The following is a 26,030-nucleotide window of genomic DNA, read 5'->3' on the forward strand; positions in this document are numbered from 1 at the left end:
CACGCCGGAAGGAAGATCTACTCCCCGTAAGCCGCCCGTAGTGCCTCCCGAGCCGCCGCCAGCGCCTCGGCCTCGCTGAGGCCCAGCCTCCGAACCCGCTCGGCATAAGCGGCAGCGGCCGTCGCCGCCTCCCGCTCGGCGGCCGAGCCCGCGGCAGCGACGAACGTCCCGTTGCGCCCCCGCGTCTCGATCACCCCGTCCTCCTCCAGCGCCCGGTACGCCTTGGCGACCGTATTGGCCGCGAGGCCGAGGGACTCGGCCAGCCCACGCACGGTCGGCAGCCGGTACCCCACCGGCAGCACCCCCGCCCGGGCCTGCTCGGAGATCTGCGCCCGCACCTGTTCGTACGGCGGCGCGCTCCCGTCGATATGGATCTTCAAGGTCACAGAGCGATTGTCCCGCACCCACCGGAAAATGAGAGGAAACCCCGCTCCTCCCCCGCGTAGCGTGCGCCCTCATGACTGTGATCGTGCGCGACCTCCGCCCCGATGTCCGAGCCGACACCGAGGGCTTCGCCCGGGTCCGGCAGCTCGCCCTTCCGTTCATCCTGTACACCCCGGAGTCCATCGCCTACGACGCCGCCCACATGCATCCCGACGCCCACTACCGGCCGCTCGTCGCCGAGGAGGACGGTGAGATCATCGGCACGGCCCAGGTCCACCTCGCCCACGACAGCCGGGAGCCCGGCCAGGCGAACGTCAACGTGTACGTGCACCCGGAGTGGACGCGCCGTGGCGCCGGTTCGCTCCTCGTCCGTGCCGCCGAGGAGCATCTGGCCGCCGTGGGCGCGACCAGGCTGTTCGCCTGGGTCCTGGACGAGCCCGGCAACCGCGCCTTCGCCGAGCGGCACGGCTACCGCGCGAGCCGCTCCGCGCACTTCCTCCGGCTGGACCTGGCCCACGGCACCCTGCCACCGCTTCAGGACCTCCCGCCGGGCGTCGAGCTGCGTACGGGCGCCGACTTCGCCGACGACCCGCGCCTCCTGTTCGACCTGGACGCGGAGGCGATGTCGGACGAACCGAGCGACATCGGCTACGAGTTCACCGACTACGAGGCCTGGCTGGAGGAGAGCTGGCACCACCCCCTCCTCAGCCACGAACTGACCACGGTCGCGCTCGTCGACGGCCGCCTCGCCGCTTTCAGCGCGGCCCGCACCGACGGCGGCACCCGCTACGGCACCGCGATGACCGGCACCGCCCGCGCCTTCCGCGGCCGTGGCCTCGCCAAGCTCGCCAAGAACGACTCCCTGCACCGCGCACGCGCGGCCGGCTTCACCGAGGCGTTCACGGGCAACGACGCGGGCAACGGCCCGATGATCGCGATCAACAAGTGGTTCGGCTACGAGATCTGCGCGACGGAGGTGCGGTATGTCCGCGAACTCGGCTGAGGCGACGACCCACATGGAGGTCGTCCTGGTCAAGGCGGGCCGTACGAAGATCCGTTACCCGGCCGAACTGCTGCACGACGACGGCACCCGGATCTCCGTACGCGCCCCCTGGGCGGGCGACGGTGTCCGTGACTTCGGCTTCGTACGGTTCGAGCCGGGGGATGTCTTCACCGAGCACTACTGGCGGGACCGCTGGTACGCCGTGAAGGAGGTCCGCGACGGGCAGGGCACCCTGAAGGGCTGGTACTGCGACATCACCCGGCCGGCCACGGTCTCCGGCACCGAACTGGTCGTGGAGGACCTCGACCTGGATCTGTGGCGCTCGGCGGACGGCCGGTCCGTACTCCGCCTCGACGAGGACGAGTTCGCGGCGAGCGGCCTGGCGGCTACGGACCCGCGGGCCGCCGCGGCCGCCGTACAGGCGCTCGACGCCCTCGAACTCCTCGCCCGTGAGGGCGACTTCGAGGCGCTGCTGGTCTGAGCCGGGCGGTCAGGGCACGGCCACCACCGCATACCGCTCGTCGTCCACCTCCCTCCCCCACAGCCGGGCGTCGCCCGACAGCCGCTCCACGCGTACGTCCCCGGCCAGGGGCGCGAGGAGGGCGGTGAGGTGGTCGGCGGGTATCCCGACGGGGCTCGTCGTCCCCCACACGCCCTCGACGATCACCATGCGCCCTCCGGGGCGCAGCAGTCCCCGCCAGCGCCGCAGGGCCCGCCCGGGGTCGGGCAGGGCCCACAGCACATGGCGGACGAGAACGACGTCGAAGAGTTGCTCGCCGACCGGCGGGGCCGCGCCGTCACCGACCAGGAAAACCGCGTCACGCCCGGCCAGTTTGGCGCGAGCGAGAGCGATCATGGCAGGCGACCGGTCCACGCCTGTCACCCGGTGTCCCCGCTCGGCAGCGAGGAGCGACAGACTGCCCGTGCCACAGCCGAGGTCCAGGACCTCGGACGCCCGGCCGGGCAGCCACGCCGCCAGCCGGTCCGCCCATGCCCCGCGCACCCTGGGGTCGCGCAGCCCGTGGTCCGGTTCGTCGTCGAAGGTGGCGGACGCGGCGTCCCAGTCCACGTCCGCTCCTGGGGCCGCCGAGGTTTCGGTGCCCTTGTTACTGGCCATGCTCCTGGTCACATTCCTGGTCATGCGGCCAGGGTGACAGCCACCACTGACAGTCGAATCGTGACAGCCACCACAGACAGACCGACAGCGATGAGGAACCCTCGCCAAAAGGGTCCACCTCTGTACAAAGGCGGACCCCGGTAGGCACAAGGAGGCAGCCATGCGCCGAGTGACCGTGCACAAGCCCCTGAAGAAGACCGACTCCCGCAGGGCGCGGGAGGAATCCGACGAGCGCCCCGTCGAGCGCCCGGAGGTCCGGAAGGACATCGCACGCCTGTGGTGGCCGGACGGCTGAGCCGCCCGTTCCGCCCGGTCACCCCTGGGACTTCACGAGAACTACCGGTCCAGCCGCTTGCGGTAGTGGACACGGTCGTACGGTCCGTCGACGCGGCGCTCCACGACCTCGTACCCGTAACTCGGGTAGATCTCCTGGTTCTCCCACATCATCGCGTTCGTATAGAGCCTGACCTCGGGCAGCCCGAGCGCACGCGCGCGAGCGTCCACGAAGGCGAGCAGCCGCCGCCCCACGCCCCGTCCCTGGGCATCGGGGTGTACGGCGATGCTGTCGAGGAAGAGATGATCCTCGCGGGCCTCCACCACCACGAGGCCGCTCACCGGCTCCCCCGTCACGAACACCCGCCCCTCGGCCACGTTCGCCGCGTGGTCCGCCTCCATGGGCTGCGGCACCACTCCGATGCGCTCGATGTAGTGGTGGTACGCCGCATCGGTCACGGCCCGCACGGCCGGTACGTCGGCAGCGACGGCCGGCCTGACCTCCTCGGCCCTCATGGCGTCTGTGATGGCATCTGTCATGGGCCGCACGGTACTTACCTGATCGCAGTCTCAGCACTTCCTTAACGCGAGCATAAGGATCTCCTCCACCCGGCTCCAGCAGGCGATTTCACGGTTTCTTGGGGCTAGCTTGCTGATCGCCCCCCCACGGGACCGTTCCGAGGAGTTCCCCCATGTCCGTACGCCGCGCAGTCGCCGTCCTCGTCACCGTCGGCGCCGCCCCGCTGGCTCTCGTCGGGCCGGGCGCCGTGTCCGCGGCCGCGCACGGATCGATGGGCGACCCGGTCAGCCGGGTGTCACAGTGCTATGCGGAGGGTCCCGAGCACCCCACGTCGGCCGCGTGCAGGGCGGCGGTCGCAGCCGGTGGCACGCAGGCGCTGTACGACTGGAACGGCATACGGATCGGTGACGCGGGCGGCCGGCATCGGGCGCTGATCCCGGACGGCAAGCTGTGCAGCGCGAACAACGACGAGTTCAAGGGGCTGGACCTGCCCCGCGCCGACTGGCCCGCAACCGCCGTGCACAGCGGCTCGTACACCTTCAAGTACCGGGTGACCGCCCCGCACAAGGGCACCTTCACGGTCTACCTCACCAAGCCCGGCTACGACCCGTCGAAACCGCTCGCCTGGGCGGACCTGGACCTCGCGCACCCGGTCGCCACGGCAACCGACCCGGTCGCCTCGGGTGGCTTCTACACGTTCTCCGGCACCCTCCCGCAGCGCTCCGGCAAGCAGGTGCTGTACGCGATCTGGCAGCGCTCGGACAGCCCGGAGGCGTTCTACTCCTGCTCGGACGTCACCTTCGGCGGTGCCGGCGGCGGTACGACGAGCGGTCCGGCCCCGGCGCCGTCCGCCTCCGCGCCTTCCGAGCGGCAGATCGAGGACGGTGCCGGCAGGTCGACCGTCGGACACCACGGTCACGGTGACGACGGTGCCGGTACGCCGGGGGCGGCGCACACGTCGGCGGCGGGCGCCGGCGTGGAATCCACCCCGGCCAACGAGCCGGAGGCGGCCGGTGTCTCCGGGCATCTCGCCGAGACCGGTGGCGACGGCAGCACCCCGTATCTCGCGATCGGCGGTGCGGCCACCCTGGCCCTCGGCGCGGCGGCCCTGTTCGCCTCGGTCCGCCGGCGCCCGACGAGCGGCGGCCGGCACAGCCGCTGAGGCGGCCGTGGAACGCGGGGCCTGTCCGGCGGCTCAGGCCGGACAGGCCCCGGATCATGCGTCAACCGAGCACTGACGCACAGGTGGTGGCGGTGGCGTGCGCAGGGTCGAGCGAGTTGGCCACCTCGTGGAAGGCGATCCGGTCGGTCAGCCCGATCAGGGCGTGCTCCGACAGGTCGAGCGGGCACAGGTCCTGGAGCAGGACGTTGTTGACGTCGGAGCCGCTCAGGTACTGGCTGCGGTACGGCGTGACCACCTCGTCGTACTTGGTGGCGATGACCGTGTAGTGGACGCCGGGCACGGTGTCGCCGCCCGCGTTGAGCTTGGTCAGGAACGCCGAGCCGACGACCTGGTCGGCGAGCCCGGGTGTGGCCGTGGAGAGCAGGTCCTCGGCGCCGGGGAAGTACGGCAGCAGGTTGGTGAGCCCGTCCAGGGTGGTGCCGTGGTTGTTGGGAGCGATGCCGACGAGAGCGTTCACCTTGGCGGCGCCGCCGAGGAACTTGAGGTAGTAGCGGGGCATCATGCCGCCTTCGGAGTGGCCGACGATGTCGACCTTGGCGGTGCCGGTCGCGGCGAGCACCTTGTCGACGAAGGCCTGGAGTTGCTCTGCGGATTTGTCGATGGCGCCGAGTCCGTAGAAGAGGGGGACGCCCGGCAGCTGGCCGTAGTCGAGCGAGAAGACGCAGTAGCCGCGGTCCTCCAGATAGGGCGCCAGGGCCAGCCAGTTGTCGACGGAGTTCGCGAGGGTCCCATGGACGAGGACGACGGGGCGGGGATGGGCGGCGGACGGCTTGCAGGAGTAGTCGTTCCAGCCGCTGCTCGGCGCGGCGGCCTCGGCGGTGGCGGCGGGGACGACGGCGACGGCGGTCGTCAGGAGGAGCGCGGCAAGCGGTCTGAACAGGCGTTTCCAGTGCAGCATCGAGTGATCTCCTTGCGGCTCACGGGAAGTACGACGGCTTTACGCCCCGGTGATCCGGATCACGAGGATGCTGTTCACCCGTCAAGTTACGGACGAGTAGGTGACGTGTGAAGTTACGTGTCGGTAAAAAATTTCAGTGATAGCCGACGGCGGCTGCGACCCCTGGTAATGGCCTGAACGTATGTGACGGCTCATCACCATGCGGGTTTTACCGGCCCATAGGGCGCGATACGCAGCAACTGACGCTGCAGGGAACGAAGTTCGGGCTCGCCGAGCAGCTCCAACCAGGGTCGTACGGCATCCACCGCGGCCTCCTCGGCGGCCCGCGTACAGGCCCAGCCCCGCTCGGTCAGAACGACCAGCCGGGCCCGCGCATCCTCGGGATGCGGCCGCCGCTCGGCATAGCCCTTGCGCACGATCTCGTCGACGAGCTGGCTGGCCGCCTGCTTGGTCACCCCGAGGTGGGCGGCCAGCTCCGTGACGGTCGCGCCGCCCGGGGCGAGCCTGGCGAACGCGAAGCCGTGCGCGGGCCGCATCCCCTCGAAGCCGCGCGCGACGACGCCGTCATTGATGCGTTGCGTCAGCTCACCCGCGACGGCGAGCAGGGCGGTGGACAGGGCCATGGCCTCGGAGTTCTGCACGAGGGAATTGAAACACCCTTGACGAGACGGTCAAGCAGCTTGACCATAGGAACCGGAAGATTAGTCAAGCAGCTTGACCATCTCTCTGGAGGTAGCCATGCCTGTCGTCCGCTCGTCCGAAGCCGTCACCCATGAGATGCACGGCGCCCGTTTCGTCTCGTACGCCACCTCCCTGACCGGCAGCAAGGAGCTGTGCGCATGGCGCGGCGAGATCCCCGCCGGAACCCGCGCCCCCCTCCACACCGTCAACCGGGAGGAAATCTTCCATCTGCTCAGCGGCGAGCTGCTGATCACGCTCGACGGTCACGCCGAGCGGATCACGGCGGGCGACACGGTGATCATCAACCCCGGCGCGACCGTCGGCGTCGAGAACCCGACGAGCGAGGTCGCCATCTCCTGGGTCACCACTTCCATCGGCCTGGAGGCGGTGCTCGCCGACGGCACCCGTATCACTCCCCCGTGGGCCCGCTGACCCGTGGGGCGCGGCAGCAGCAGACTGCCGGTATCGCGGATCTGGCTCACGGGTCCGACCCGCTGCGCATCGTCCGGGTGGCCATCGCGGGGGCGTATGTCGACCGTGTGGGCGGATGCGCTGAAGGACTGCGTCGAGTCGTGGCCGGCGGGCGCCGGGGCGAGAGCATCACACCGGCCATCGACGCCCTCTTCCTCCTGGGCAACCACGCATGGCTGACCGGGCAGTGGCCGGACCTGGGACAGGCAGCCCGCGAAGGACGGGACCTGTGCGATCGGTACAACTACCCGATGCTCGCCCGGCCGGGGAAATTCCTCCTGGCCTGCACGGCGGCGGCGTGCGGCTCCCTCGGCACTCACCGGCCGGATCCGACCAACACCCACCACGGTCTGCTTCTGGTCGACAACGAGGACCTGGTGCGGCGGACTCGACGAGGGCGACGCCGTGCGTTTCACCGCCACGGGCGCGGGCACCGGGTCGGCGCCACCGAGCCCGCCGAGATCCTCGTACGGGAGATGCACGCCACCGTCGCCGTGTGACCGGGCCGAGAACGGGACCGACAGTTCAACGTGAACCTCTGCTAGAAGCCTCTGCGCACACCCCCGTCGACCGACAGCATCACGCCTGTCAGGTACGAAGCGGCGGGCGACAGCAGGAATGCTGCGCTCCGGCCGAACTCGTCCGGGGTTCCGTAGCGGCGCAGGGGGACGCCGGTGGTCGCACGGGCGCGGGCGACGGCGTCCTCGCCGGTCCCTGCGTCGAGTTCGCGGACCCGGTCGGTTTCGATGAGGGCGGGCACGAGACCGACGACGCGGATGCCCCGGGGACCGAGCTCGTTCGAGAGATTCTTCGCGTAACCGGCCAGGCCCGGCCGCAAGGCATTGGAGATCGCGAGGGCAGGAATCGGCTCGTACACGGAGCTGGAGAGAACGAAGCCGATGACACCTCCCTCGCCCAGCTCCGCCGCGACGGCGCGGGAGAGCCGCACTGCACCGAGGAAGACCGACTCGAAGGCGGCGCGCCACTGGTCGTCGTCGATCATGTCCGACGTACCTGGCGGCGGCCCGCCGACGCTGATGAGCACCCCGTCCAGCCGCTTGAAGGCATCGCGAGCCGCGGCGATCAGTCGGTCCGGAGTCCCGGTGTCGGCGTTGTCGGCCACGACACCGACTGCCCGTCCCGGGCCGCCGAGTTCCTCCTCAGCGGCGGCCACCGACTTCTCGCTGCGGCCGCTGACGACCACCCTCGCGCCCTCCGCCACCAGTTCGCGCGCGGTGGCCCTGCCCAGCCCGCGGGTGCCACCGGTGACGATGTACACCCGGTCCTTCAGTCCAAAGTCCATGACTGCTGTCTCCCATCTGTTTGTCTCCCGTCCGGTTGCGCGGGCCGCACGGCCTACAACATCGCCTTCTGGGGTTGCGTCGGCACCACGATGACCGTGGTGGTGCCGGCGGTCAGAGCCGCCTTGAACTCCCGCTCCAGGTCCTGAGCGGTCTCCACGTCGACCCCTCGGCATCCGAAGGCGCGGGCCACCGGTGCGCCAATCCGATCCTGTTCGACAAACGCGTCCTCGTCGCGAAATGCGGTCCGTTCGGTGACGGCACGTTTGACGGCTGCCACGGCCAGCGGGAGCGAGGAGTCCCGGAGCGAAACGGCGCGGACGTGTGGATCCGGCCCCGGCTGGTCGGCGGGTGTCAGGTGAGGCGACGGAGGGTGTCGGGGGTGAGGTCGGCGAGGGTGGGGTAACCGTCGGCGGCCATGAGCACGTCGGCTTCGGCGAGCAGGGCCCGCAGGACGTGGACGATGCCGTCTTCACCGCCGTAGGCGAGGCCGGAGATCGGCCTTTCGCCGGGTTCAGGTTCTGAGTGTGGTTGCCGTAGCCAGGGTGGCGGGACGTACGGCCTCTGCCCCGAAACGTCGGCGGGCCCGGTCTGCGGCGGCTTCGGCGGCGCGGGCTCGGGCGTCGCCCGGGTCCAGGGAGAGCTGGCGGTAAGCGCCGCCGGCCGGCAGCAGGCCGTCGGCGCGGATTGCGAAGGCACGGACCCGTGCTCGCTGCAGCCCGAAGGCGGTCAGCAGACCCAGAGCAGTTGCGGCGAGGGCCGGTGAGTGGTTGGTGGGTTCCGACAGCTTGCGCATGCGCGTGGTGGAACTGCGGTCGGCGTACCGCACCGTGAGGGTGATTCGGCCGGCGACTTGGCGTTCACCGCGCAGGCGCTGACCGATTTGGTCGGCGAGCCCCAGGACGGCTCGGTGATGCTGTGCCGGATCGAGGCAGTCCCGGTCGAACACGAGGTCGGCGGTCAGGTACGCCGCTGGTTCCATGGGGGTGACCGGGCGGGGGTCGTGACCACGGGCGCGCTCGGCCAGCAGCCGTGCCTGGCCGACGCCGAGGAGGCGCTGCAGGGTCGCCGAAGGTGTGTCGACGACCTGGCCGATGGTGTGCAGGCCGTATCTACCGAGCGTTGACGCCGTGGTGCGGCCGATACCGGGCAGCGCGGTGACCGGTCGGGGGTACAGCCATTCGGCGGCCCGCTCGACGGGAACCCAGGTGGTGTCTCCCGGCGCGGACGCGTCGGCCGCCATGGCCGCCAGCATGCGGTTGCCCGCGAGCCCGGCGCTGCTGTCGATGCCGTAGAGGGCCTTCAGCCTGATCTTCGCCAGCTGGACCACGTCGTAGGGGGACAGGTCGAAGTAGCGGAGCGCCGAACTCAGGTCCAGCTGCACGGCGTTGGGCGGGACGGCCTGGACGTGGGGCGTGATACCAGACATCAGTTCGATTACGTCGGCGTACTGGTCCTCGGTCAGGGCGGCGTGCAGATAGAGGTGGGCGATGTGCCGCCGGCGCGTGGTCATCCTGCACTCCCTGGGCTGGTGTAGCCGAACTTCTTCAGGTCGGCCGAACGGCTGCCGGCGGGCTGCAGGTCGGCGTACGGGTGCAGGCGGGCACCGGTGGTGCCGTTGGCCAGGGTGCGCTGCGGCTGGGCGGGGGTCGGGTGCGGGTGGCTCTCGCCGAGGAGAGCGAGCGCGGCCTCGGGGCCGTTGTCGCGGCGGGCCGTGGCGATCTCGTCCAGGTCCCAGGCCATGGTGCCGACGACGGTGCGGCGGGTGCCGCGTACCTGGACCGTGCCGCGGACCAGCAGCAGCCCGCTGTGGAAGACGGTGTGCGCGCAGGCCGGGTGGGAGTCCTCGAAGAACGCCAGGTCGACCAGGCCGGAGCCGTCCTCCAGGGTGACGAAGATGATCCGCTTGCCGCTGGCGATCGGCGGGGTCTGGGTCGAGGCCCGCACGCCGGCGACGAGCACCTGCTGACCGGCCCGCATCCCGGCCAGATGCGCCGCGTCGGTCGCGCCGATCTCCCGCAGCAGCCGGTGATGGTGCTCCATCAGGTGCTTGGAGACGTCGATGCCGAGGGTGCTCAGCTCGGCGCTCAGGGCTTCGCGTCCGGTCATCTCCGGAAGGCCGCTCGGCTCCGCTCCGCCGATGGCACCCGCATCGAGGGGCAGTTGTCCCTTGCCCGCGGACCGGTTGCGGGAGGCCCGGTGGAGTTCGGCGATCTGCAGCAGTAGGTCGCGGCGCGTGAGGCGTCCGTCGTGGAGAGAGTTCAGGGCGCCGATTTCCGCGAGGCGTTCGGCGATGGGCCTGCTGGGATGGGCCCGCTGCCAGAAGTCCGACAGCGATCCGTACGGCTGTCCCTCCTCGATCCGCGCGCACTCGTCCTCGCTGATGCCGTGCACCGCGGACAGTGCGAGCCGTACACCCCACTGCTCCCCGTCGGCCTTCTCCACGGTGTGCTTCACCTTGGAGTGGTTGATGTCGACGGGCAGGACCGGCACGCCGCGGCGGCGGGCGTCGGAGACGAGGACCCGCTTGGGCCACATACCGGGGTCGTGTTCGAGGAGGCCGGCCAGCAGGAACGCCGGATAGTGCGCCTTGAGCCAGGCGCTCTGCAGGGCGGGGACGGCGAAGGCGACCGCGTGGGCCCGGCAGAAGCCGTAGGCTCCGAAGGCCTCGACGGTCTTCCACACCTCGTCCCGGACGGCCGCGCTGTAGCCGCGGGCCCCTGCCTGACGGTGGAACCAGTCCTTGAGCTGGGGCAGCCGGTTCTTGTCGCCGAGGGCCCGCCGGGCGATCTCGGCCAGCGCGCGGTCGCAGCCGGTCATCACCGACAGCGTCTCGATGATCTGCTCGTGCCAGATGGTCACGCCGTAGGTGTCGGCGAGCACCGGCTCCAGGTCCGGGTGTGCGTAGGACGGCGCGCCGCCGTGGCGTGCGGCGATGTACCGCTCGGGCATGCCGCCCGCGACCGGCCCGGGACGGAAGAGGCTGATGTCGGCGATGACGTCCTGCGGATTGCGCGGCTGCAGCCGGGACAGAAGATCCTGCTGGCCGGGCGACTCCAGCTGGAACAGTCCGAGGGTCTGGCTCTCCTGGATGAGCTTGAACGCGAAGACGTCGTCGAGCGGCACCTGTCGTGGGTCGTCCAGGTCGATGTGGTTGCCGGTCGTCCGTTCGATCTCCGCGACGGCATGAGCCATCGCGGACTGCATCCGGACTCCCAGAACGTCGAGTTTGATGTTGCCCAGCGCCTCGATCTCCTCCTTCGCCGCCATCGCCATCGGATAGTCGCCCTGCGGAGTCGGCTGCACCGGCAGCCGGTCCAGAAGGGTCGCGTCGCTGATGACCACGCCGCAGGGGTGCATGGCCATGCCGTGGACCAGGGAGTCGAGGCCCTCGGCGAGCTCCCACAGGGGCCCGTACCTGTGCGCCTCGCCGGCCAGCTGCCGCAGTTCGGGCAGTTCGGCGAGTGCGCCTGTGATGTCGCAGGCCCGCAGGTGCGGGAAGCTCTTGGCGATCCGGTCGACGTCCGCGGGCGCGATTCCGAGGGCGAGGCCGGTGTCCCGCAGGGCCCGGCGGGCGCGGTAGGTCTCGGGCATCGCGGTGACCGCCACCCGTTCCTTGCCGAACCGGTCGAAGATCGTGTCGTAGCACTCCAGCCGTCGGGCGGACTCCACGTCGATGTCGATGTCGGGCAGCGAGCCGCGGCGCACGCTCAGGAAGCGTTCGAACAGCAGGTGGTGGTCGAGCGGGTTGGCCGTGGCGATGTCCAGCGCGTGGCAGACCATCGAGCCCGCGCCCGAGCCGCGGGCCGCGACCCGGATGCCCTTCGCCCGGATGTCGGCCACGACCTGGCCCACAGCGAGGAAGTACGAGTCGTAGGCCAACTTGGAGATCACGGCGAGCTCTTCGTCCAGTCGTTCCAGCGCGGCGCGGTCACGGTCCAGACCGCGCCGGGCCAGGCCTTCTTCGCACCGCAGGCGCAGCAGCCGGGCCGCACCGTCCGCTCCGGGATCGGCGCCGAGCACTTCCGGTTCCGGGAGGTGCGGTGTGCCAAGGCCTAGGTCGGACACAGGATCGACGGTGCACGCGGCCGCCGTGGCGGCGGTGTCCGCCAGCAGGCGACGCGCCCGTCGGGCGTCGGCTCCGGCGCATTCGGCGATCATCTGCGCGATGCCCGCCATCCTTCCCTCGTCCTTGAGCCAGCGCTGCCCGCTGTCCAGACGACGCCAGTCGATGGGCCGCAGCAGCCGCGCGGCGTCCAGCACGTCGGCGAGACGGTGCTGGTCCGGGTCGGCGTAGCGGACGGCGTTGGCGAGCACGGCGGTCGTACCGGTGCGGTCGGCCAGCGCCAGGGTGCGGGCGGCCAGGCGAAGCGATCCCGGTCCGGCGCCAAAACGTTTCTGCGCAACGACCTCCAACCGGACCCCACTCCCGAAGATCTCCCGCCACGGCGCCAGCAGCTTCACCGCGACGTCCTCCCGGCCCACCGCCAGCGCCCTCACCGGCTCCGAGAGCGGGCCGAGCAGGACCACCAGGCCGGGACCGCCGTGCTCACGCAACGCCTCCCACGGCACCACCGGCGCCCTGCCGGCCACCGCACCTGCATGGGCAGCCGAGGTGATGCGGCACAGCCGGGCCCATCCCGCCCGATTCTGCGCGAGCAGCACGAACCGCAGCGGCGGCTCGATCACGTGCGCACCACCGCGCGCCGGAGTACGACGCCGCTGCCCGGGAGGAGGGGGCGCGATGGCCTCCACCGCCAGGTCGATGCCGAAGACCGGCCGGATCCCCGCTCCGGCGCAGGCCTCGGCAAAGCGAACGGCACCAGTGACCGTGTCCCGGTCGGTCAGCGCGAGCGCCGCCATGCCCCGCTCGGCCGCCCTTCGAACAAGGTGCTCCGGATGGGCGGCGCCATAGCGAGCGGAGTAACCGGACGCGACGTGCAGATGGGCGAAGCCCGCCATGCCGCACCTCCATCACTCCACCCCTTTTCAGCCATATGCCCGATACGTTCATCGTACGCTCGTTCGATTACTCTAACCCCATCAGTCCCGGTCAGCGACCAGATTCGAATGTGTCGGCGATTCTTTGGCGAGGTGAGCAGCGGCCGAGACGGGCACCGCCCCGTCACCTCCCCAGCCGGGTGGAACAGTTGGGGGAAATCGCCCCCGTGGCGTGCATCGCGCCACTAACTCTCGAACACCCGTTCCCATCTCTCCCGCCCCCACCATAGCCACCTTTCGAACTAGAGTGCGACATCTGTTGTGGTCCACCCCACCTGCGCAAACACACAACTGGAAGCCGGTCCGGAGGCTAGGCTTCGGCCGCACCGATCGAACGAGAACCACACGTACTGTTTGAAACTGATCGGATCGAGCCAGGGGACCGAGAGATGGGGACACGATGAGCATGGCCACGAGGACGGGCACGCAGTCGTCCGTGCCGCACGTTGCCGACAGCCACGGTCTGATCCGTGTGCACGGTGCACGTGAGAACAACCTCAAGGACGTGAGCATCGAGATCCCCAAGCGTCGGCTGACGGTGTTCACCGGTGTCTCGGGATCGGGCAAGAGCTCGCTGGTGTTCGACACGATCGCCGCGGAGTCGCAGCGGCTGATCAATGAGACCTACAGCGCCTTCGTGCAGGGTTTCATGCCCACGCCGGCGCGGCCGGAGGTCGACGTCCTGGACGGGCTGACGACCGTGATCACCGTCGATCAGCAGCGGATGGGGGGCGACCCCCGCTCCACGGTCGGCACCGCCACGGACGCCAATGCGATGCTGCGCATCCTCTTCAGCCGGCTCGGCACGCCGCACATCGGCTCGCCCAAGGCGTTCTCCTTCAACGTCGCCTCGGTCAGTGGAGCGGGTGCGGTCACCCTGGAGCGCGCCGGGCAGACCGTGAAGGAGCGTCGCAGCTTCAGCATCACCGGCGGCATGTGTCCGCGCTGCGAGGGCCGGGGCACGGTCACCGATCTCGACCTGGCCCAGCTCTTCGACGAGAGCAAGTCGCTCAACGAGGGCGCGATCACCGTCCCCGGCTACAAGTCGGGCGGCTGGAACTACCGGCTCTACACCGAGTCGGGCTTCTACGACCCGGACAAGCCGATCCGCGACTACACCAAGAGAGAGCTGCACGACTTCCTGCACCGCGAGCCGACCAGGATGAAGATCGCGGGCATCAACATGACCTACGAGGGTCTGATCCCGCGGATCGAGAAGTCGATGCTCTCCAAGGACAAGGGGGCGATGCAGCCGCACATCCGGGAGTTCGTGGACCGGGCGGTCACCTTCACCACCTGCCCCGACTGCGAGGGCACCCGGCTCACCGAGGCGGCCCGGTCGTCGAAGATCGAGGGGGTCAGCATCGCCGACGCCTGCGCGATGCAGATCAGCGACCTCGCCGCGTGGGTCCGGGGGCTTCGGGAGCCGTCGGTGGCGCCGCTGCTGGCCAAGCTGCAGCACACCCTCGACTCGTTCGTGGAGATCGGCCTGGGCTACCTCGCGCTGGAGCGGCCGGCGGGCACGCTGTCGGGCGGCGAGGCGCAGCGCGTCAAGATGATCCGTCACCTCGGCTCCTCGCTCACCGACGTCACCTACGTCTTCGACGAGCCCACCACCGGCCTGCACCCCCATGACATCCAGCGGATGAACGGCCTGCTGCTGCGGCTGCGGGACAAGGGCAACACGGTCCTCGTGGTGGAGCACAAGCCGGAGGTGATCGCGATCGCCGACCACGTCGTCGACCTCGGCCCCGGCGCAGGCACGGCGGGCGGCACCATCTGCTTCGAGGGCACCATCGAGGGCCTGCGGAGCGCCGGCACCCTCACGGGCCGCCACCTCGACGACCGGGCCTGTCTCAAGGAGACGGTGCGCACGCCCACCGGAGCACTCGAGATCCGCGCCGCGACGATGCACAACCTGCAGGGTGTGGACGTCGACATCCCGCTCGGGGTGCTGACCGTCATCACCGGCGTCGCCGGCTCCGGCAAGAGCTCGCTGGTGCACGGCTCGATCCCCGCCGGCGCGGGCGTGGTGTCGGTGGACCAGGGCGCGATCCGCGGCTCCCGGCGGAGCAACCCGGCCACCTACACCGGACTGCTCGACCCGATCCGCAAGGCGTTCGCGAAGGCGTGCGGTGTGAAGCCGGCGCTGTTCAGTGCCAACTCCGAGGGCGCCTGCCCCACCTGCAACGGCGCCGGCGTCGTCTACACCGATCTGGCGATGATGGCCGGGGTCGCCACCACCTGCGAGGACTGCGAGGGCAAGCGGTACCAGGCGTCGGTGCTGGAGTACCACCTCGGCGGCCGCGACATCAGCGAGGTGCTGGCGATGTCGGTGACCGAGGCGGAGGAGTTCTTCGGCGCGGGCGAGGCGCACACGCCCGCGGCCCATCGGATACTGCAGCGTCTGGCCGACGTCGGGCTCGGCTACCTCAGCATCGGCCAGCCGCTCACCACACTGTCCGGCGGTGAGCGGCAGCGGCTCAAGCTGGCCACCCACATGGCCGCCAAGGGCGGCGTCTACGTCCTCGACGAGCCGACCGCCGGCCTGCACCTCGCCGATGTCGAGCATCTGCTCGGCCTGCTCGACCGGCTCGTCGACTCCGGCAAGTCGGTCATCGTCGTCGAACACCACCAGGCGGTCATGGCACACGCCGACTGGATCATCGACCTCGGCCCCGGCGCGGGCCACGACGGCGGCAGGATCGTCTTCGAGGGCACCCCCGCCGACCTCGTCGCCGCCCGTTCCACCCTCACCGGCGAACACCTCGGGGCCTACATCGGCGCCTGACCGAGACCCGCACGGACATCGTCCGTGCGCACAGAGGGCTACGACGTCACGGGCGCATACGAAAGTCCCGCTCCCAAGGTGCGGGAGCGGGACTCCGTCGGGTCGGCGGGAGGGTCAGCCGATCTGGGCGCCGAAGGCCGAGAGCGCCGCGGTGACCGGCTGGAAGAAGGTCTCGCCGCCCGAGGTGCAGTCGCCGCTGCCGCCCGAGGTGAGGCCGATCGCGGTGTCGCCGTCGAAGAGAGCGCCGCCGCTGTCACCCGGCTCGGCGCAGACGTCGGTCTGGATGAGGCCGCTGACCGTGCCCTCCGAGTAGTTCACCGTGGCGTTCAGACCGGTGACCGTGCCGGAGTGCACCTGGGTCGTCGAGCCGCTGCGGGTCACCTTCTCGCCGACGGTCGCGTCGCCCGCCTTGGTGATCTGCTGCGAGGAGCCGTTGTAGAGGTCGACGGCGCTCGGGTGGTCGACATCGGCGGTGTACTTGACCAGGCCGTAGTCGGTGCCCGGGAAGTGGGACTCCTCGTTCTGGCCGATGACGTTGCCGCTGGAGTCCGACCAGCTGGAGATCGCCTGGGTGCAGTGTCCGGCGGTGATGAAGTACGGCCGGCCGTCCTTGACCACGTTGAAGCCGAGCGAGCAGCGCCCGCCGGAGCCGGTGATGGCGTCGCCGCCCGCGATGAAGGGCTTGAACTCGCCCTTCGAGCGCTTGAGTTCGGCCTTGCCGCCGAGCCCGTCGACCACCTTGGAGAGCTTGGCCCACTCGGCCTTCGAAACGGTCCTGTCGGCCGTGACCAGGACCTTGTTGGTCCTGGGGTCGGTCGCCCAGGAAGTGCCGGGAATGGTCGCGTCCTTCTTGAGCAGGGTGCGGGCGCCGTCCAGCTCGGCCAGGGAGTTCTGGACGACTCTGGCCCTCGCCCCGGCCGTCCGGACCGTCTTCGCGGCCGCCTCGTCGAGCACGTTGACGACGAGCTGCTTCGTCTTCGCGTCGTAATACGTTCCGGCCGCGTCGGCGCCCAGGTCCTTGCCGAGCGTCGAGGCGAGCTTTCCGGCCGCGGTGACCGAGAGGGTCTGAGGGGCCTCGGTCTTCGGGGCCTCGCTCGCGTTCGCATTCTGGAAGGTGACGCCGGCGGCGATCAGCGCGGCGATGCCCGCGCCGGCCATGGCGGCCCGCCGCTTGGGTATGCGTCGGTGCTTCAACTCACGTCCTCCTGTGGGGGGTCGGCCGCAGGGGTTGTGGGGACCGCCGCGGCCGGAAGGCGTAGGGGCACGGAGGCGGCGCACCACAGAAGCCACGCTCGTACCCACCGTGCGGCGCCCACTATTCCGAGGCCCGCAGGGAGCACACAAGGTCGACTTCAGGACGCGCGTACGCCAACAGGCGTGCGCCCTCCGCGCCGTGGCTGCCCCTGATATCCGCTACTCGATTCCCGCTGCAAATGCCGCGTGAGGGTTATCCCTGTGCGGCCCACGAGGTCTAGTCCTGTCCGGATTTCGCCTCAGCGGGATCAGGATCCAGGACGGGTGGGGCGGACGGGAGTTGCTCCTGCACCGATTGCTCGGCCATTTGGGGCGCCACCGGAGCCTGCTGCAGGGGCGCCGCCGGAGCCTGCTGGGGCACCCCGGCCACCGGCTGCTGCGCCCGCTCCAGGAACCGCAGCAGTTCCACCGGGAAGGGCAGGACGAGCGTGGAGTTCTTCTCGGCGGCGACCGCCACCACGGTCTGCAGCAACCGCAGTTGCAGCGCGGCGGGCGTCTCGGACATCTGCTGCGCCGCCTCCGCCAGCTTCTTGGAGGCCTGGAGTTCCGCGTCGGCGTTGATGACGCGGGCCCGCCGCTCCCGGTCGGCCTCGGCCTGCCGGGCCATGGACCGCTTCATGGTCTCCGGCAGCGACACGTCCTTGATCTCGACGCGGTCGATGGTGACGCCCCACTCCACGGCCGGGCTGTCGATCATCAACTCCAGCCCCTGGTTGAGCTTTTCGCGGTTGGAGAGCAGATCGTCCAGCTCGCTCTTGCCGATGATGGACCGCAGCGAGGTCTGCGCCATCTGCGAGACGGCGAACCGGTAGTCCTCGACCCGGACGATCGCCTCGGCCGGCGAGGTCACCTTGAAGTAGACGACGGCGTCCACGCGCACCGTGACGTTGTCCCGGGTGATGCCCTCCTGCGCGGGCACCGGCATCGTCACGATCTGCATATTGACCTTGCGGAGCCGGTCGACGAAGGGCACGACCATCGTGAGCCCGGGTCCGCGCACCTCGGGCCTGAGCCGCCCCAGGCGGAACACCACCCCCCGCTCGTACTGTTTGACGACCCGGGCCGCCGCCATCGCATAGACGGCCCCGGCGGACGCGAGGGTCACTCCCGCCGCCACCAGCTCCTCGACCATGTCGGCCCCCCAGGGTCCGAAGTGGGCGTGTTCAGGGGAGTACGCGCGTACTTACCGCGTGTACTCCGACGGTAACTCGGTCGGGCGAACAAGGGCGAGCCCCCGCACGCCACATGCGTACGGGGGCTCGTTTTCATGGCTCGGTTCGCCTCCGGGCGCTACAGCCTGTGTTGAGAGCAGGCCATGCTCAGCCCTTCGGGCCTCCGCGCTGCCCCGAGCTCTTCGAGCAGGGGGACCCCAGCGCTCTCAACACAGGCACACCCCTTCGGTTCACTCGCCGTTGCTGCCGGCTGCAGTGCGGGGGCCGGAGCGTCAGCCGACGCTGACGCCATAGGCGCTCAGCGCCTCGGTGACCGGCTGGAAGAAGGTCGTACCGCCGGAGGTGCAGTCGCCGCTGCCGCCGGAGGTCAGACCGTAGGCCACGCTGCCCGCGTAGAGCGGACCGCCGCTGTCGCCGCCCTCGGCGCAGACCGTGGTCTGGATGAGGCCGTAGACGATGTCGCCGCTGCCGTAGTTGACGGTGGCGTTCAGGGCGGTGACCCGGCCGCTGTGCGTGCCGGTGGTGGAGCCGCGCCGGTAGACGGTCGTGCCCACGCTCGGAGTGGCCGCGCTGCTGATGGTCTGGCTGCCGACCTTGCTCGGGTGTGCGATGGAGGAGTTGGTGTAGCGCACCAGGGCGTAGTCGTTGCCCGGGAAGCTGTAGCTGACGTTCGTGCCCAGCACGGTGGAGTGGCTGGAGTTGGAGTACCAGGTGGAGGCGACCTGGCCGCAGTGACCGGCGGTCAGGAAGTAGTAGGTGCTCCCGCTGTGCACGTTGAAGCCGAGCGAGCAGCGGTACTGGCCGCCGTAGATGGCGTCGCCGCCGGTGATCAGCTTGTTGAACCTGCCTGGGGTGTGCTTGATGGTGAGGGCGCCGGCGTTGCTTCCGGCCTCCTTCTTGATCTTCGAGATCCCGGCCTTGGAGACCGTGCTGTCGACGGTGACGACGACGCGGTTCGTCTTGGGGTCGACGGCCCAGGCGGTGCCCGCGACATCGGACTTGAGCACCGAGTCGCTCGCCTTGGTGAGCTGGTTCGCGCTGAAGGTCTGCGCGTCGCTCGCGCTCGCGTTGGGGACGGCGAACGCGGCGGCGGCCACGAATCCGGTGGCCACGGCGATCAGCCGGGTCCGTCTCGCGATACCGCTTGTGGGGGTGGTGCGCTTGATCCTCACTTTTCGTTCCCTCCAAGGGAAGTCGGGGGCCCACGTGGGGATTGGGGCCCGTGAGGCGCAGCCAGGGGCGGCTTGTCCGGATTCCGGACAAGCCGTGGCCCTGACAAGCGCTGTGGGGGAGTATTCGGCGGCGCGACCGACGGGCGCAAGGGTGCCTTTCGGCCGTACAGCGTTCAACTTGCCGACTTCTTACTGGAGTTGGCGGAACTTCTAAAGGAGGGTGCGCTCCCCCGCCTCGATCGCGGTGTGCAGGGTGTTGCCCGGCGGCGGGAACGGGCAGATGAAGTGGCTCGCGAAAGCGCACGGCGGCAGCAGCGCGCGATTGAAGTCCACCGTGGTGCGTCCCTCGGCGTCGGGCGCCGGCGGCCGCAGGAACCGGAACCGGTAACTGGTGTCCCCGCTGGTGGCGTCGGCGAAGACGGCCCACAGCGAGCCGTCGCTCTCGACCGACACCTGGAGCGTGAGGTCCTGCCCGTCCAGGGTGAAGGCGAGCACGCCGCCGAGGCCGAGGCCGCGGTGACGTCCGTCGGCGTTCTCGACGCGTACGGTGCGGTCCTCGCCGTACGGGGTGAAGTGTCCCTCGACCGACCAGCGGGGATCGTGGGGCGTGGCGTCGATGCCCCGGAAAGCCCGGCGTGCGGGGGCGGCGGGGTCGTAGTCGCGCACGCCCCAGACGCCCTCGCGGACCAGGACGACCAAGCGGCGTTCACCGACCGCCACACGGGCCGCGATCACGGGTCCGGGGTCGGCGTCGAGCCGGATCTCACCCGTGAAGGGCTTCGCATCGACGGTCAGGCCGTCTGTCTCCGTGGCCGTCAGCACCACGCCGTCATCATCGGCCGTCCAGCGCCCGGGGATGTCCGGAAGTAGCCCCTCCGGATAGTCCTCGAGCCAGTGGGTTCCGGTCAGTGCCAGCGGCCCGTAGGGCTCCGACACCTGCTCGGTGCGGCGCTCGTGCCACTGCTTCCACTCGTCGGATGCGTCCGTCGTCATGTGATCAACCTTTCCATACGAGGTCGGGCAACCCGAGGTGCGAGCGCAGCGTGGTTCCCGTGTATTCCGTGCGGAAGGTGCCGCGCTCCTGCAGCGGCGGCACGGTGTCGTGCTCAGGCCGCGGCGCGACAGATCGGATCGCGCAGGAGGGTGAGCGCGGCCCGCGCCGCCGCGTCGTTCTGCCGGAAGGCGGGCCCGCCGGTGCGGGGCCGGGTGAATGCGCCGGAGCCCCGGGCATCGGTGTGCGGGCCGAGCGCGAAGCGCCGTGGGTGGGGGGAGCCGGAGCGGTCCAGGACGCGCCCGTCGGCGGGGTCCACGGCGAGCAGTCCTTCGGCGGTGGCGGCGGCGCCGTCGGCGTACAGCGCGCGCAGCAGCCGGTCGCGGGTGCGCTCGACCGTGGGGTGCGGCAGCCGCGCCTCGACGAGCGCGCGGGCCTCGACGCTCGCGCCGGGCACGGTGGCACTCCCCGCCCGGAAGACCCCGTCCGCGGCGGTGACGGTCAGGTCGGCGCCGAGGAACTTGAGGACGCCCGCACGCGAGAGCGCGAGCATCTGCCGCAGCCGCGGTCCGGGCGGCCCGGACGCCAGATAGCTGAAGAAGCCGTGCCACCAGGACCCGATGTCCCCGAGTCGCACCAGCTGCCCGTAGACGGACAGCAGCCCGAGGAAGACGGCCAGGTCCGTGCTGTGGGCGGGATCATGGCGTCGTGTCAGATCGGCCTCGATGTACGCGCGCAGGCCGTCCTGGAGTTGGTCGAACGACGGATGGCGCACCCCGTCCAGCGGATGGTCGAGCGTGGTGAGGTCGAGCCGGTCGGCGGGGTCGGGGACGGCGGCGGCCACCAGCCCCGACAGCGACGCCGCGTCGCCCAGGGCGTACTTCTCCTCGAAGTCCGTCCAGGTCATGGCGGTGCGCTCGGGATGGGCGGTGAACAACCGGTGGTAGTGGGCGAAGCCCAGCTCCTTCTCGATCAACGGCCAGGCGTCCCGCCGGAAGTCGAAGCCTTTCTCGCGGGCGAGCAGGGCGTCGACCTCGGCCGGTCCGAAGAACCGGGGCAGCGGCGGCCGGTCGCCCGTCCAGTCGTAGCCGATCTTGGAGTGGTACGGGACCCCGCGCCGGGAGCCGACGTACAGGACGGGCTCGCGTCCGGAAGGGACGTATGTGTCGCCCTCGTAGCGCCCGCCGCGGCCCTCGGTCAGCAGCACCATGAGGTCGACGAAGGCGAGTCCGAAACCGCGGACGAGAACCGGCTCGCCCGGCTTCAGCGTGGACAGGTCGCTGTCGGCCGTGAAGTCGGGCGGCAGGTGGACCAGGCCGTGGGTGCGTGCGTACGACGCCAACGCGCGCTGTTCGTCGTCGAGTTCGGCGTCGAGGTGGCCGAGCGTGAGGACGACGAGATCGGCGAGGAGCGGCTCCGCCCGTCCCTCCAGCCAGACTCGCTGCCGTCCGTCGCGCGGGCCGTCGACCCGGACGGCGAGGCGGGGATGGTGGTGGACGCGGATGCCCGGTGGCAGGGCCGCGACCGTCTGCTCGTACACCCAGCGCATGTAGGCGCCCTGCCGCTGCCGGCCGGCGAAGACGCGGCCGTCGATGTCCGCCCACTCGTGCAGGGTCGGGCCCTCACGCACCGGGCCCTCCATGACCACCGTCTCGTCGGTGAACATGGTGACGTCCTCGGCGTGCGAGTTCATCCACAGCAGCGGTGACTGCGCCTCGCGCCAGATGCGTCCGCCGCCGGGGGGATACGGGTCCACCAGGTGGACGTCCAGCTCCGAACCGGCATACAACTCGGGCGCGTTGGCGGCGATCCGCTCCAGGAGCCCGGTCCCCCTCGGCCCGGCCCCCACGATCACGAGCGAAGGGCGTGGTGAAGTGCTCGGCCCGGGGACGATGCGCGGGGTTACGGCTTCTTCGGCCGCCACGGCCGGTTGGGGGAGGGTGTCGGAGGACATGCGAAGGCTCCGTGATGCATCGAGTCGAACACGATGGATGCCTTCACACGGGGTGCCGCGAAAACGCCGTACGGCCGAGCCCCTCAGCAGGGCCGTCCCCCGAGGATACGGGGCCGTTTCCGCTCACTGTCAAGGCCGTCCATACTGTGAGCCGTGCGTCTCAAGTCGGTTGACGCGGAAGCGGATGCCTGTTCCACTTGGCGCATGCATCCACAGCAGCGGCTGGTCACCCGCTCCCACATCGACTTCGGTCGCGTGTGGTCCTGTTCCTGTTGAGCCGACCCCCTGCGTGCCCTGATCCAGCGGGGCCCTTTTCACGTTTCCCACGCCTTCACACGCGTTCCACGCCTTCACACGCGCTCGTCTCCCCTCGTCGCGCTCCCCTCATCTCGTCATCTCGCGCTCATTCGCTTCTGCTCCTGGAAGACCGCAGTCCTCGACGGCGGTCCGCGGGGCCGGAAGCACGGGCTTCGGTGCAGCCGGTTCCGCCGGGGGCTCCGGGACCCTGCGCTCTGCGGGCGTCTGCGTGAGCAGTGACGTCGGGATCAGCACGCGCGCCACCACAGCGGCACCGGGCGCCTCCCCGAGCCGTACCTCGATCCCGCACCTGCGGGCGAGCACGCCGACCACGAAGTGACCCAGGAACCGGGTGGGCCCGGCCATGAAGCCTGCGGTCCCCGACAGCCGTAAGTTCGCCTCTGCCAGCGCCTCGGCGTCCATGCCGAGCCCGTGGGTGACGATCGCCATCAGATACCCGGCGCCGGTGTGCCGCCCCTCGATCTCCACCTCCGAGTCCGGTGACGAGAAGCTCAGCCCGTTCTCGATCAGCTCGCCGAGCAGATGGGCGACTTCGGCGACGACGGAGCCCGTGATGTGGGCCGTCTCGATGCGCCGCAGGGTGACCCGCCGGTACTCCTGGACCTCGGAGAGGGCGGTGCGCAGGACGTCGGCGAGCGTGGCCGGGTCGGCGTCCTCGTGCTCCCTTTCGGCGGTGAAGCCGATCTGCCGGCGGACCAGGTTCTGGTTGCGGCGCAGCACGGCCTGTTCGGTGGCGAGGTCGAAGGCGGCACGCTGAACCCGGTCGAACGCCTCGGCGACATCGAGGACTTCCGCTCCGGCCCGGTCGGGCACGGAGAGCGATGCGGGCGGGCCCGGGTGCTCGCCCGGAATGCCGCTCTGCACCGCGGCGACCGCCCGCGGCAGCCGCCTGTCGGCCACCTCCCGGGCCTGCTGGGCGAGCGCGGCGAGCGGCGTGTAGACGGAACGGACGCAGTCGAGGGCGAGGCGGCCGAGGGCGGCGACGGTGCCGAGCGCGAACAGCATGAACAGCAGCAGGTCGCGCCGGGCGGCTCCCTCCAGCCCGGTGGCACGGGTCTCGACGTCCTTGCCGAGCGAGAGCTGTACGTCGCGCAGGCCGTCGATGGTGGAGGTCATGGACTCCCACCAGGACATGGGCGGGACGTCGCGCGAGGTGAGCCGCCCTGCGCCGTGCACGACGACACTCTCGTAGGCGAGCGCGCGTGCGGCGTCGGGGGTGGTGAGCGCCGCGTCCAGACGCAGCTGCTGGGCTTCGGTGGCCGCGCGCGGGAAGCTCTCCAGGGCGGCGAGACGGCCCGCGCGGATCTGCAGGAAGCGGCTGTAGTCGTCGCCGCGGAACCGTCCGGCGCGCACCGAGCCGAGGACGATGGCCCGCTCCTCGCCCGTGAACTCCTTGGCGTTGCCGAGGACCTGGAACGCCTGGAATGCGGCGCGGAGGCGGCCGTCGTGCGCATCGTCGAGGCCGAGACCGAGCCGGCCGAGAGTGGTGATGGTGGTGGTGAAGTAGTCGAAGGTGTCCTTGACCACGCCGGTGCCGTCGTCGGCGTGCCTGCGGACCCCGGTGAGTCCGGCGAGCCGTCCCAGGGACTCGCGCACCGAGTCGGCGGCCACGTCGTGGCAGCCCTTGAGCGCCCTGTCGAGCCGCGCGCGGGCGGTGTCGGTCGCCCTGCGCTGAGCGGGCAGTCCGGCGCCGAACTGCCGTACGCCGCCTACGTATCCGGTGGTCAGCCCGCGCTCCTTCTGCAGCTCGTGGACGAGCCTCTGGAGCGTGATCTCGAGCCGGGCGTGGTCTGCGGTGACGGCCGCGTTGCGGCAGGCCGAGATCTGCTCGGAGGCGACCGCACCGAGCAGGGCGAGCAGCACCGCAAGGACGAGGACGAGGATCCTCAGCAGCCTGGTGCGGATGGTGCGGGGAGCCGTGCGTCCGGTCCCGCCGCGCATACCGGGCTTGTGCCCGGGTCGCGTTGTCGGAATGACGTCCACTGAAGTGCCTTATGAAGGGGACGAGTTGTCGGTAGGAGGCGGAAAATGCATCTGCCCTCGACCAACGACCCCCACGGCACACCGGTCACCAGATCATGTTCTTGTTTTACGTTGCGGAAACCGGGTTTTCACCGAGGTGCAGGTGCCGGTCCGCGGTGCCTCAGTTGCAGCCGCAGTCGCAATCGCATCCGTCGCAGCCGGAGCAACAGTTCCCGCAGCAGTTGCAGCAGTCACAGCAATCGCCGCAGTCGCCACAGTCGCCGCAATCGCAGTCGCAGTCGTTGCACCACCCCTCGCGCTTCTTCCGCGACCAGGGCCCTTCGAACTCGTCGGCGCAGCACACCTGGCAGGTGCAGCACAGTCCGACGGCGACCGCGCAGCCCGTCAGGAAGCCGCGCTTGTGCGGGGTCGGCGGCTCATCGAGCTGCGGCGGTGGGCCGAAGGCGCCCTCGGGAGCATGCCCGCAGGACTCCGTGCCGAAGGCCCGGTCCACCGAGCGCCGCAGCTCGTGTGCGAGCAGGACATGCGCGAGCCGGCCGTCCTCGAACTCGACCTCGCGCAGCGCGAGCCGTATCCCGTGCAGCGCGTCGTCGGCGAGGCGGCGGGCCTCCTCCAGGGAGGTCCCGGTGGCCGTGATCGGGTTCCAGGCGCCCGACGCGGTGTCGGTCTCCCTGTCCTCCACGGCGTCCAGCAGATGCGCGAGCCGTCCGTAGAGCCGGCCGGCCTCGGCGAGCGGCTCGGCGTTGCCGGGGCGCCCGGCCAGGACCGCCGTGTGCGCGAACGCGGCGGCGGTGGCGGTCTCGGTCGGTTCGGTGACGGTCAGGATCGGGGTGCCCGGTCCGGCGAGTGCCTCGATGCCGACCTGCCGGTCCACGGCGTCCACGAGCACGGCGGTGTCGAACCCGACGACGGAGCCGGTACGGGCACCTGCCCGGCCCCAGCTCGCGGCGACGCGGCGCGCCGCGAGCGCCACCGGCCTGCGCGCCAACAGCCCGTCTCCGTCGGCCACGTGGTCGCGCACCTTGGCGGAGGCCAGCACCAGCGAGACGGCGGCCGCGAGCCGCGAGCCCTCGCCCTGCGCGACGGAGGCGGTGCGCATACCGCGCAGCGGACAGGGTCCGGCGGTGCGCCGCCATCCGGTGGTCCGCTCCGCCTGAGCCTCCGTCAGGACGGAGATCAGCAGCCCGTCATAGTTCGTGACGATCCGGGCGAACTGCCCGTGGTCTCCGCGCAGTGCGAGACACAACCCGCACAGGTGCGCCATCCACTGGGTTCTGAGGCCCTCGCTCAGCCGGTGACGGCAGGGCCGGACTATTCCGAACACGACACTCCCCCGTGCCTCGTATGTCGTTGAGCTGCGGCATCGTATCTGCCACCCCGTTCACCCGTACGCACCGTCCGTCACCCGTACGCCGCCGCAAATCATATTTCACTCTCAATCAGCAGCCCTGTGCGGTAAGACCCTTGGGAGACGCGGGCTCTCGACGTATTAGCTGTGCACCAGTACCGTCACGAAACCCCCGTGCGGCGTCTATCCACTTGGCGCTACATCCGCATCATGGA

General features: G+C 70.5%; 22 protein-coding genes and 1 pseudogene. 7 read left to right on the top strand and 16 right to left on the bottom strand.

The window, feature by feature from the left end:
* Positions 1-17: 17 nt before the first annotated feature.
* The gene (locus ABT186_RS22055) at positions 18-386 is read right to left on the bottom strand and encodes a GntR family transcriptional regulator (protein ID WP_351230168.1); all 369 of its coding nucleotides are present in this window, start codon (positions 384-386) and stop codon (positions 18-20) included.
* Positions 387-457: 71 nt separating this feature from the next.
* Here ABT186_RS22055 and ABT186_RS22060 point away from each other — a divergent pair, with 71 nt between their 5' ends.
* Together ABT186_RS22060 and ABT186_RS22065 are read left to right on the top strand one after the other, a co-directional pair.
* On the top strand, positions 458-1,387 hold the full coding sequence (locus ABT186_RS22060) for a GNAT family N-acetyltransferase (protein ID WP_351230170.1): 930 nt from the start codon (positions 458-460) through the stop codon (positions 1,385-1,387).
* Positions 1,368-1,868, top strand: coding sequence for a ribonuclease FAU-1 family protein (locus tag ABT186_RS22065; protein WP_351230171.1), 501 nt, complete (start codon positions 1,368-1,370; stop codon positions 1,866-1,868). The genes ABT186_RS22060 and ABT186_RS22065 overlap by 20 nt, the downstream gene beginning before the upstream one ends.
* A gap of 9 nt (positions 1,869-1,877) precedes the next feature.
* Here ABT186_RS22065 and ABT186_RS22070 read toward each other — a convergent pair whose 3' ends face one another.
* On the bottom strand, positions 1,878-2,504 hold the full coding sequence (locus tag ABT186_RS22070; protein ID WP_351926386.1) for a class I SAM-dependent methyltransferase: 627 nt from the start codon (positions 2,502-2,504) through the stop codon (positions 1,878-1,880).
* 160 nt (positions 2,505-2,664) lie between these two features.
* On the opposite strand from ABT186_RS22070, the gene ABT186_RS22075 reads away from it, so the two are divergent.
* The gene (locus ABT186_RS22075) at positions 2,665-2,799 is read left to right on the top strand and encodes a hypothetical protein (RefSeq protein ID WP_351230172.1); all 135 of its coding nucleotides are present in this window, start codon (positions 2,665-2,667) and stop codon (positions 2,797-2,799) included.
* Positions 2,800-2,840: 41 nt separating this feature from the next.
* Here ABT186_RS22075 and ABT186_RS22080 read toward each other — a convergent pair whose 3' ends face one another.
* Positions 2,841-3,293, bottom strand: coding sequence for a GNAT family N-acetyltransferase (locus tag ABT186_RS22080; protein WP_351230203.1), 453 nt, complete (start codon positions 3,291-3,293; stop codon positions 2,841-2,843).
* Between the two features lie 176 nt (positions 3,294-3,469).
* Between ABT186_RS22080 and ABT186_RS22085 the strand changes: the two genes are divergently transcribed.
* On the top strand, positions 3,470-4,459 hold the full coding sequence (locus tag ABT186_RS22085) for a lytic polysaccharide monooxygenase auxiliary activity family 9 protein (protein WP_351230173.1): 990 nt from the start codon (positions 3,470-3,472) through the stop codon (positions 4,457-4,459).
* Positions 4,460-4,520: 61 nt separating this feature from the next.
* On the opposite strand, the gene ABT186_RS22090 is transcribed toward ABT186_RS22085, so the two are convergent.
* Positions 4,521-5,378: an esterase/lipase family protein gene (locus tag ABT186_RS22090; RefSeq protein WP_351230174.1), complete on the bottom strand. Its 858-nt coding sequence runs from the start codon at positions 5,376-5,378 to the stop codon at positions 4,521-4,523.
* A 194-nt stretch (positions 5,379-5,572) separates the two neighbouring features.
* The gene (locus ABT186_RS22095; RefSeq protein ID WP_351230176.1) at positions 5,573-6,019 is read right to left on the bottom strand and encodes a MarR family winged helix-turn-helix transcriptional regulator; all 447 of its coding nucleotides are present in this window, start codon (positions 6,017-6,019) and stop codon (positions 5,573-5,575) included.
* A 97-nt stretch (positions 6,020-6,116) separates the two neighbouring features.
* Between ABT186_RS22095 and ABT186_RS22100 the strand changes: the two genes are divergently transcribed.
* A complete protein-coding gene (locus tag ABT186_RS22100; protein WP_351230178.1) occupies positions 6,117-6,491 on the top strand; it encodes a cupin domain-containing protein in 375 nt (124 codons plus the stop codon).
* Positions 6,479-7,030 (top strand): hypothetical protein, encoded by a 552-nt coding sequence (locus ABT186_RS22105; RefSeq protein ID WP_351926372.1) that lies wholly within the window; start codon positions 6,479-6,481, stop codon positions 7,028-7,030. Before ABT186_RS22100 ends, ABT186_RS22105 begins: the two co-directional genes overlap by 13 nt.
* Positions 7,031-7,071: 41 nt before the next feature.
* On the opposite strand, the gene ABT186_RS22110 is transcribed toward ABT186_RS22105, so the two are convergent.
* The 4 genes and pseudogenes from ABT186_RS22110 to ABT186_RS22125 all read right to left on the bottom strand — a co-directional run bounded on the left by ABT186_RS22110 (position 7,072) and on the right by ABT186_RS22125 (position 12,793).
* Positions 7,072-7,833: an SDR family oxidoreductase gene (locus ABT186_RS22110; RefSeq protein ID WP_351230182.1), complete on the bottom strand. Its 762-nt coding sequence runs from the start codon at positions 7,831-7,833 to the stop codon at positions 7,072-7,074.
* Positions 7,834-8,185: 352 nt separating this feature from the next.
* A pseudogene (locus ABT186_RS22115) lies at positions 8,186-8,323 on the bottom strand (lactate 2-monooxygenase); the annotation flags it as partial.
* A gap of 22 nt (positions 8,324-8,345) precedes the next feature.
* Positions 8,346-9,344: a DNA polymerase Y family protein gene (locus ABT186_RS22120; RefSeq protein WP_351230184.1), complete on the bottom strand. Its 999-nt coding sequence runs from the start codon at positions 9,342-9,344 to the stop codon at positions 8,346-8,348.
* Complete coding sequence (locus ABT186_RS22125; protein WP_351230186.1) at positions 9,341-12,793, bottom strand: DNA polymerase III subunit alpha; 3,453 nt, start codon at positions 12,791-12,793, stop codon at positions 9,341-9,343. Before ABT186_RS22125 ends, ABT186_RS22120 begins: the two co-directional genes overlap by 4 nt.
* Positions 12,794-13,232: 439 nt before the next feature.
* Between ABT186_RS22125 and ABT186_RS22130 the strand changes: the two genes are divergently transcribed.
* Complete coding sequence (locus ABT186_RS22130) at positions 13,233-15,623, top strand: ATP-binding cassette domain-containing protein (RefSeq protein WP_351926374.1); 2,391 nt, start codon at positions 13,233-13,235, stop codon at positions 15,621-15,623.
* Positions 15,624-15,737: 114 nt separating this feature from the next.
* Here the strand turns inward: ABT186_RS22130 and ABT186_RS22135 are convergent, their stop codons facing one another.
* The 7 genes from ABT186_RS22135 to ABT186_RS22165 form a co-directional block, all read right to left on the bottom strand.
* The gene (locus ABT186_RS22135; RefSeq protein WP_502973285.1) at positions 15,738-16,817 is read right to left on the bottom strand and encodes a S1 family peptidase; all 1,080 of its coding nucleotides are present in this window, start codon (positions 16,815-16,817) and stop codon (positions 15,738-15,740) included.
* Between the two features lie 277 nt (positions 16,818-17,094).
* Complete coding sequence (locus tag ABT186_RS22140; RefSeq protein ID WP_351926376.1) at positions 17,095-18,009, bottom strand: slipin family protein; 915 nt, start codon at positions 18,007-18,009, stop codon at positions 17,095-17,097.
* Between the two features lie 312 nt (positions 18,010-18,321).
* Positions 18,322-19,221, bottom strand: a complete 900-nt coding sequence (locus ABT186_RS22145; RefSeq protein WP_351230192.1) for a S1 family peptidase — start codon at positions 19,219-19,221, stop codon at positions 18,322-18,324.
* 210 nt (positions 19,222-19,431) lie between these two features.
* Positions 19,432-20,214, bottom strand: a complete 783-nt coding sequence (locus ABT186_RS22150) for a DUF1684 domain-containing protein (RefSeq protein WP_351230194.1) — start codon at positions 20,212-20,214, stop codon at positions 19,432-19,434.
* Positions 20,215-20,327: 113 nt separating this feature from the next.
* On the bottom strand, positions 20,328-22,166 hold the full coding sequence (locus tag ABT186_RS22155; RefSeq protein WP_351230196.1) for an FAD/NAD(P)-binding protein: 1,839 nt from the start codon (positions 22,164-22,166) through the stop codon (positions 20,328-20,330).
* A gap of 384 nt (positions 22,167-22,550) precedes the next feature.
* Complete coding sequence (locus ABT186_RS22160) at positions 22,551-24,425, bottom strand: sensor histidine kinase (protein WP_351230198.1); 1,875 nt, start codon at positions 24,423-24,425, stop codon at positions 22,551-22,553.
* Between the two features lie 202 nt (positions 24,426-24,627).
* The gene (locus ABT186_RS22165) at positions 24,628-25,791 is read right to left on the bottom strand and encodes a DUF5685 family protein (protein WP_351926378.1); all 1,164 of its coding nucleotides are present in this window, start codon (positions 25,789-25,791) and stop codon (positions 24,628-24,630) included.
* Between the last annotated feature and the right edge of the window lie 239 nt (positions 25,792-26,030).

Source organism: Streptomyces sp. NPDC001634, assembly GCF_040298185.1.
Classification (GTDB): Bacteria; Actinomycetota; Actinomycetes; order Streptomycetales; family Streptomycetaceae; genus Streptomyces.

What these genes read in the sequence shown, in the direction of transcription:
- ABT186_RS22075 (WP_351230172.1), top strand. Translation starts at nt 2,665, where the DNA reads ATGCGCCGAGTGACCGTGCACAAGCCCCTGAAGAAGACCGACTCCCGC.
- ABT186_RS22060 (WP_351230170.1), top strand. Translation starts at nt 458, where the DNA reads ATGACTGTGATCGTGCGCGACCTCCGCCCCGATGTCCGAGCCGACACC.
- ABT186_RS22155 (WP_351230196.1), bottom strand. Translation starts at nt 22,166, where the DNA reads ATGTCCTCCGACACCCTCCCCCAACCGGCCGTGGCGGCCGAAGAAGCC.
- ABT186_RS22090 (WP_351230174.1), bottom strand. Translation starts at nt 5,378, where the DNA reads ATGCTGCACTGGAAACGCCTGTTCAGACCGCTTGCCGCGCTCCTCCTG.
- ABT186_RS22130 (WP_351926374.1), top strand. Translation starts at nt 13,233, where the DNA reads ATGAGCATGGCCACGAGGACGGGCACGCAGTCGTCCGTGCCGCACGTT.
- ABT186_RS22140 (WP_351926376.1), bottom strand. Translation starts at nt 18,009, where the DNA reads ATGGTCGAGGAGCTGGTGGCGGCGGGAGTGACCCTCGCGTCCGCCGGG.
- ABT186_RS22080 (WP_351230203.1), bottom strand. Translation starts at nt 3,293, where the DNA reads ATGAGGGCCGAGGAGGTCAGGCCGGCCGTCGCTGCCGACGTACCGGCC.
- ABT186_RS22100 (WP_351230178.1), top strand. Translation starts at nt 6,117, where the DNA reads ATGCCTGTCGTCCGCTCGTCCGAAGCCGTCACCCATGAGATGCACGGC.
- ABT186_RS22125 (WP_351230186.1), bottom strand. Translation starts at nt 12,793, where the DNA reads ATGGCGGGCTTCGCCCATCTGCACGTCGCGTCCGGTTACTCCGCTCGC.
- ABT186_RS22110 (WP_351230182.1), bottom strand. Translation starts at nt 7,833, where the DNA reads ATGGACTTTGGACTGAAGGACCGGGTGTACATCGTCACCGGTGGCACC.
- ABT186_RS22160 (WP_351230198.1), bottom strand. Translation starts at nt 24,425, where the DNA reads ATGCGCGGCGGGACCGGACGCACGGCTCCCCGCACCATCCGCACCAGG.
- ABT186_RS22150 (WP_351230194.1), bottom strand. Translation starts at nt 20,214, where the DNA reads ATGACGACGGACGCATCCGACGAGTGGAAGCAGTGGCACGAGCGCCGC.
- ABT186_RS22085 (WP_351230173.1), top strand. Translation starts at nt 3,470, where the DNA reads ATGTCCGTACGCCGCGCAGTCGCCGTCCTCGTCACCGTCGGCGCCGCC.
- ABT186_RS22065 (WP_351230171.1), top strand. Translation starts at nt 1,368, where the DNA reads ATGTCCGCGAACTCGGCTGAGGCGACGACCCACATGGAGGTCGTCCTG.
- ABT186_RS22070 (WP_351926386.1), bottom strand. Translation starts at nt 2,504, where the DNA reads ATGGCCAGTAACAAGGGCACCGAAACCTCGGCGGCCCCAGGAGCGGAC.
- ABT186_RS22120 (WP_351230184.1), bottom strand. Translation starts at nt 9,344, where the DNA reads ATGACCACGCGCCGGCGGCACATCGCCCACCTCTATCTGCACGCCGCC.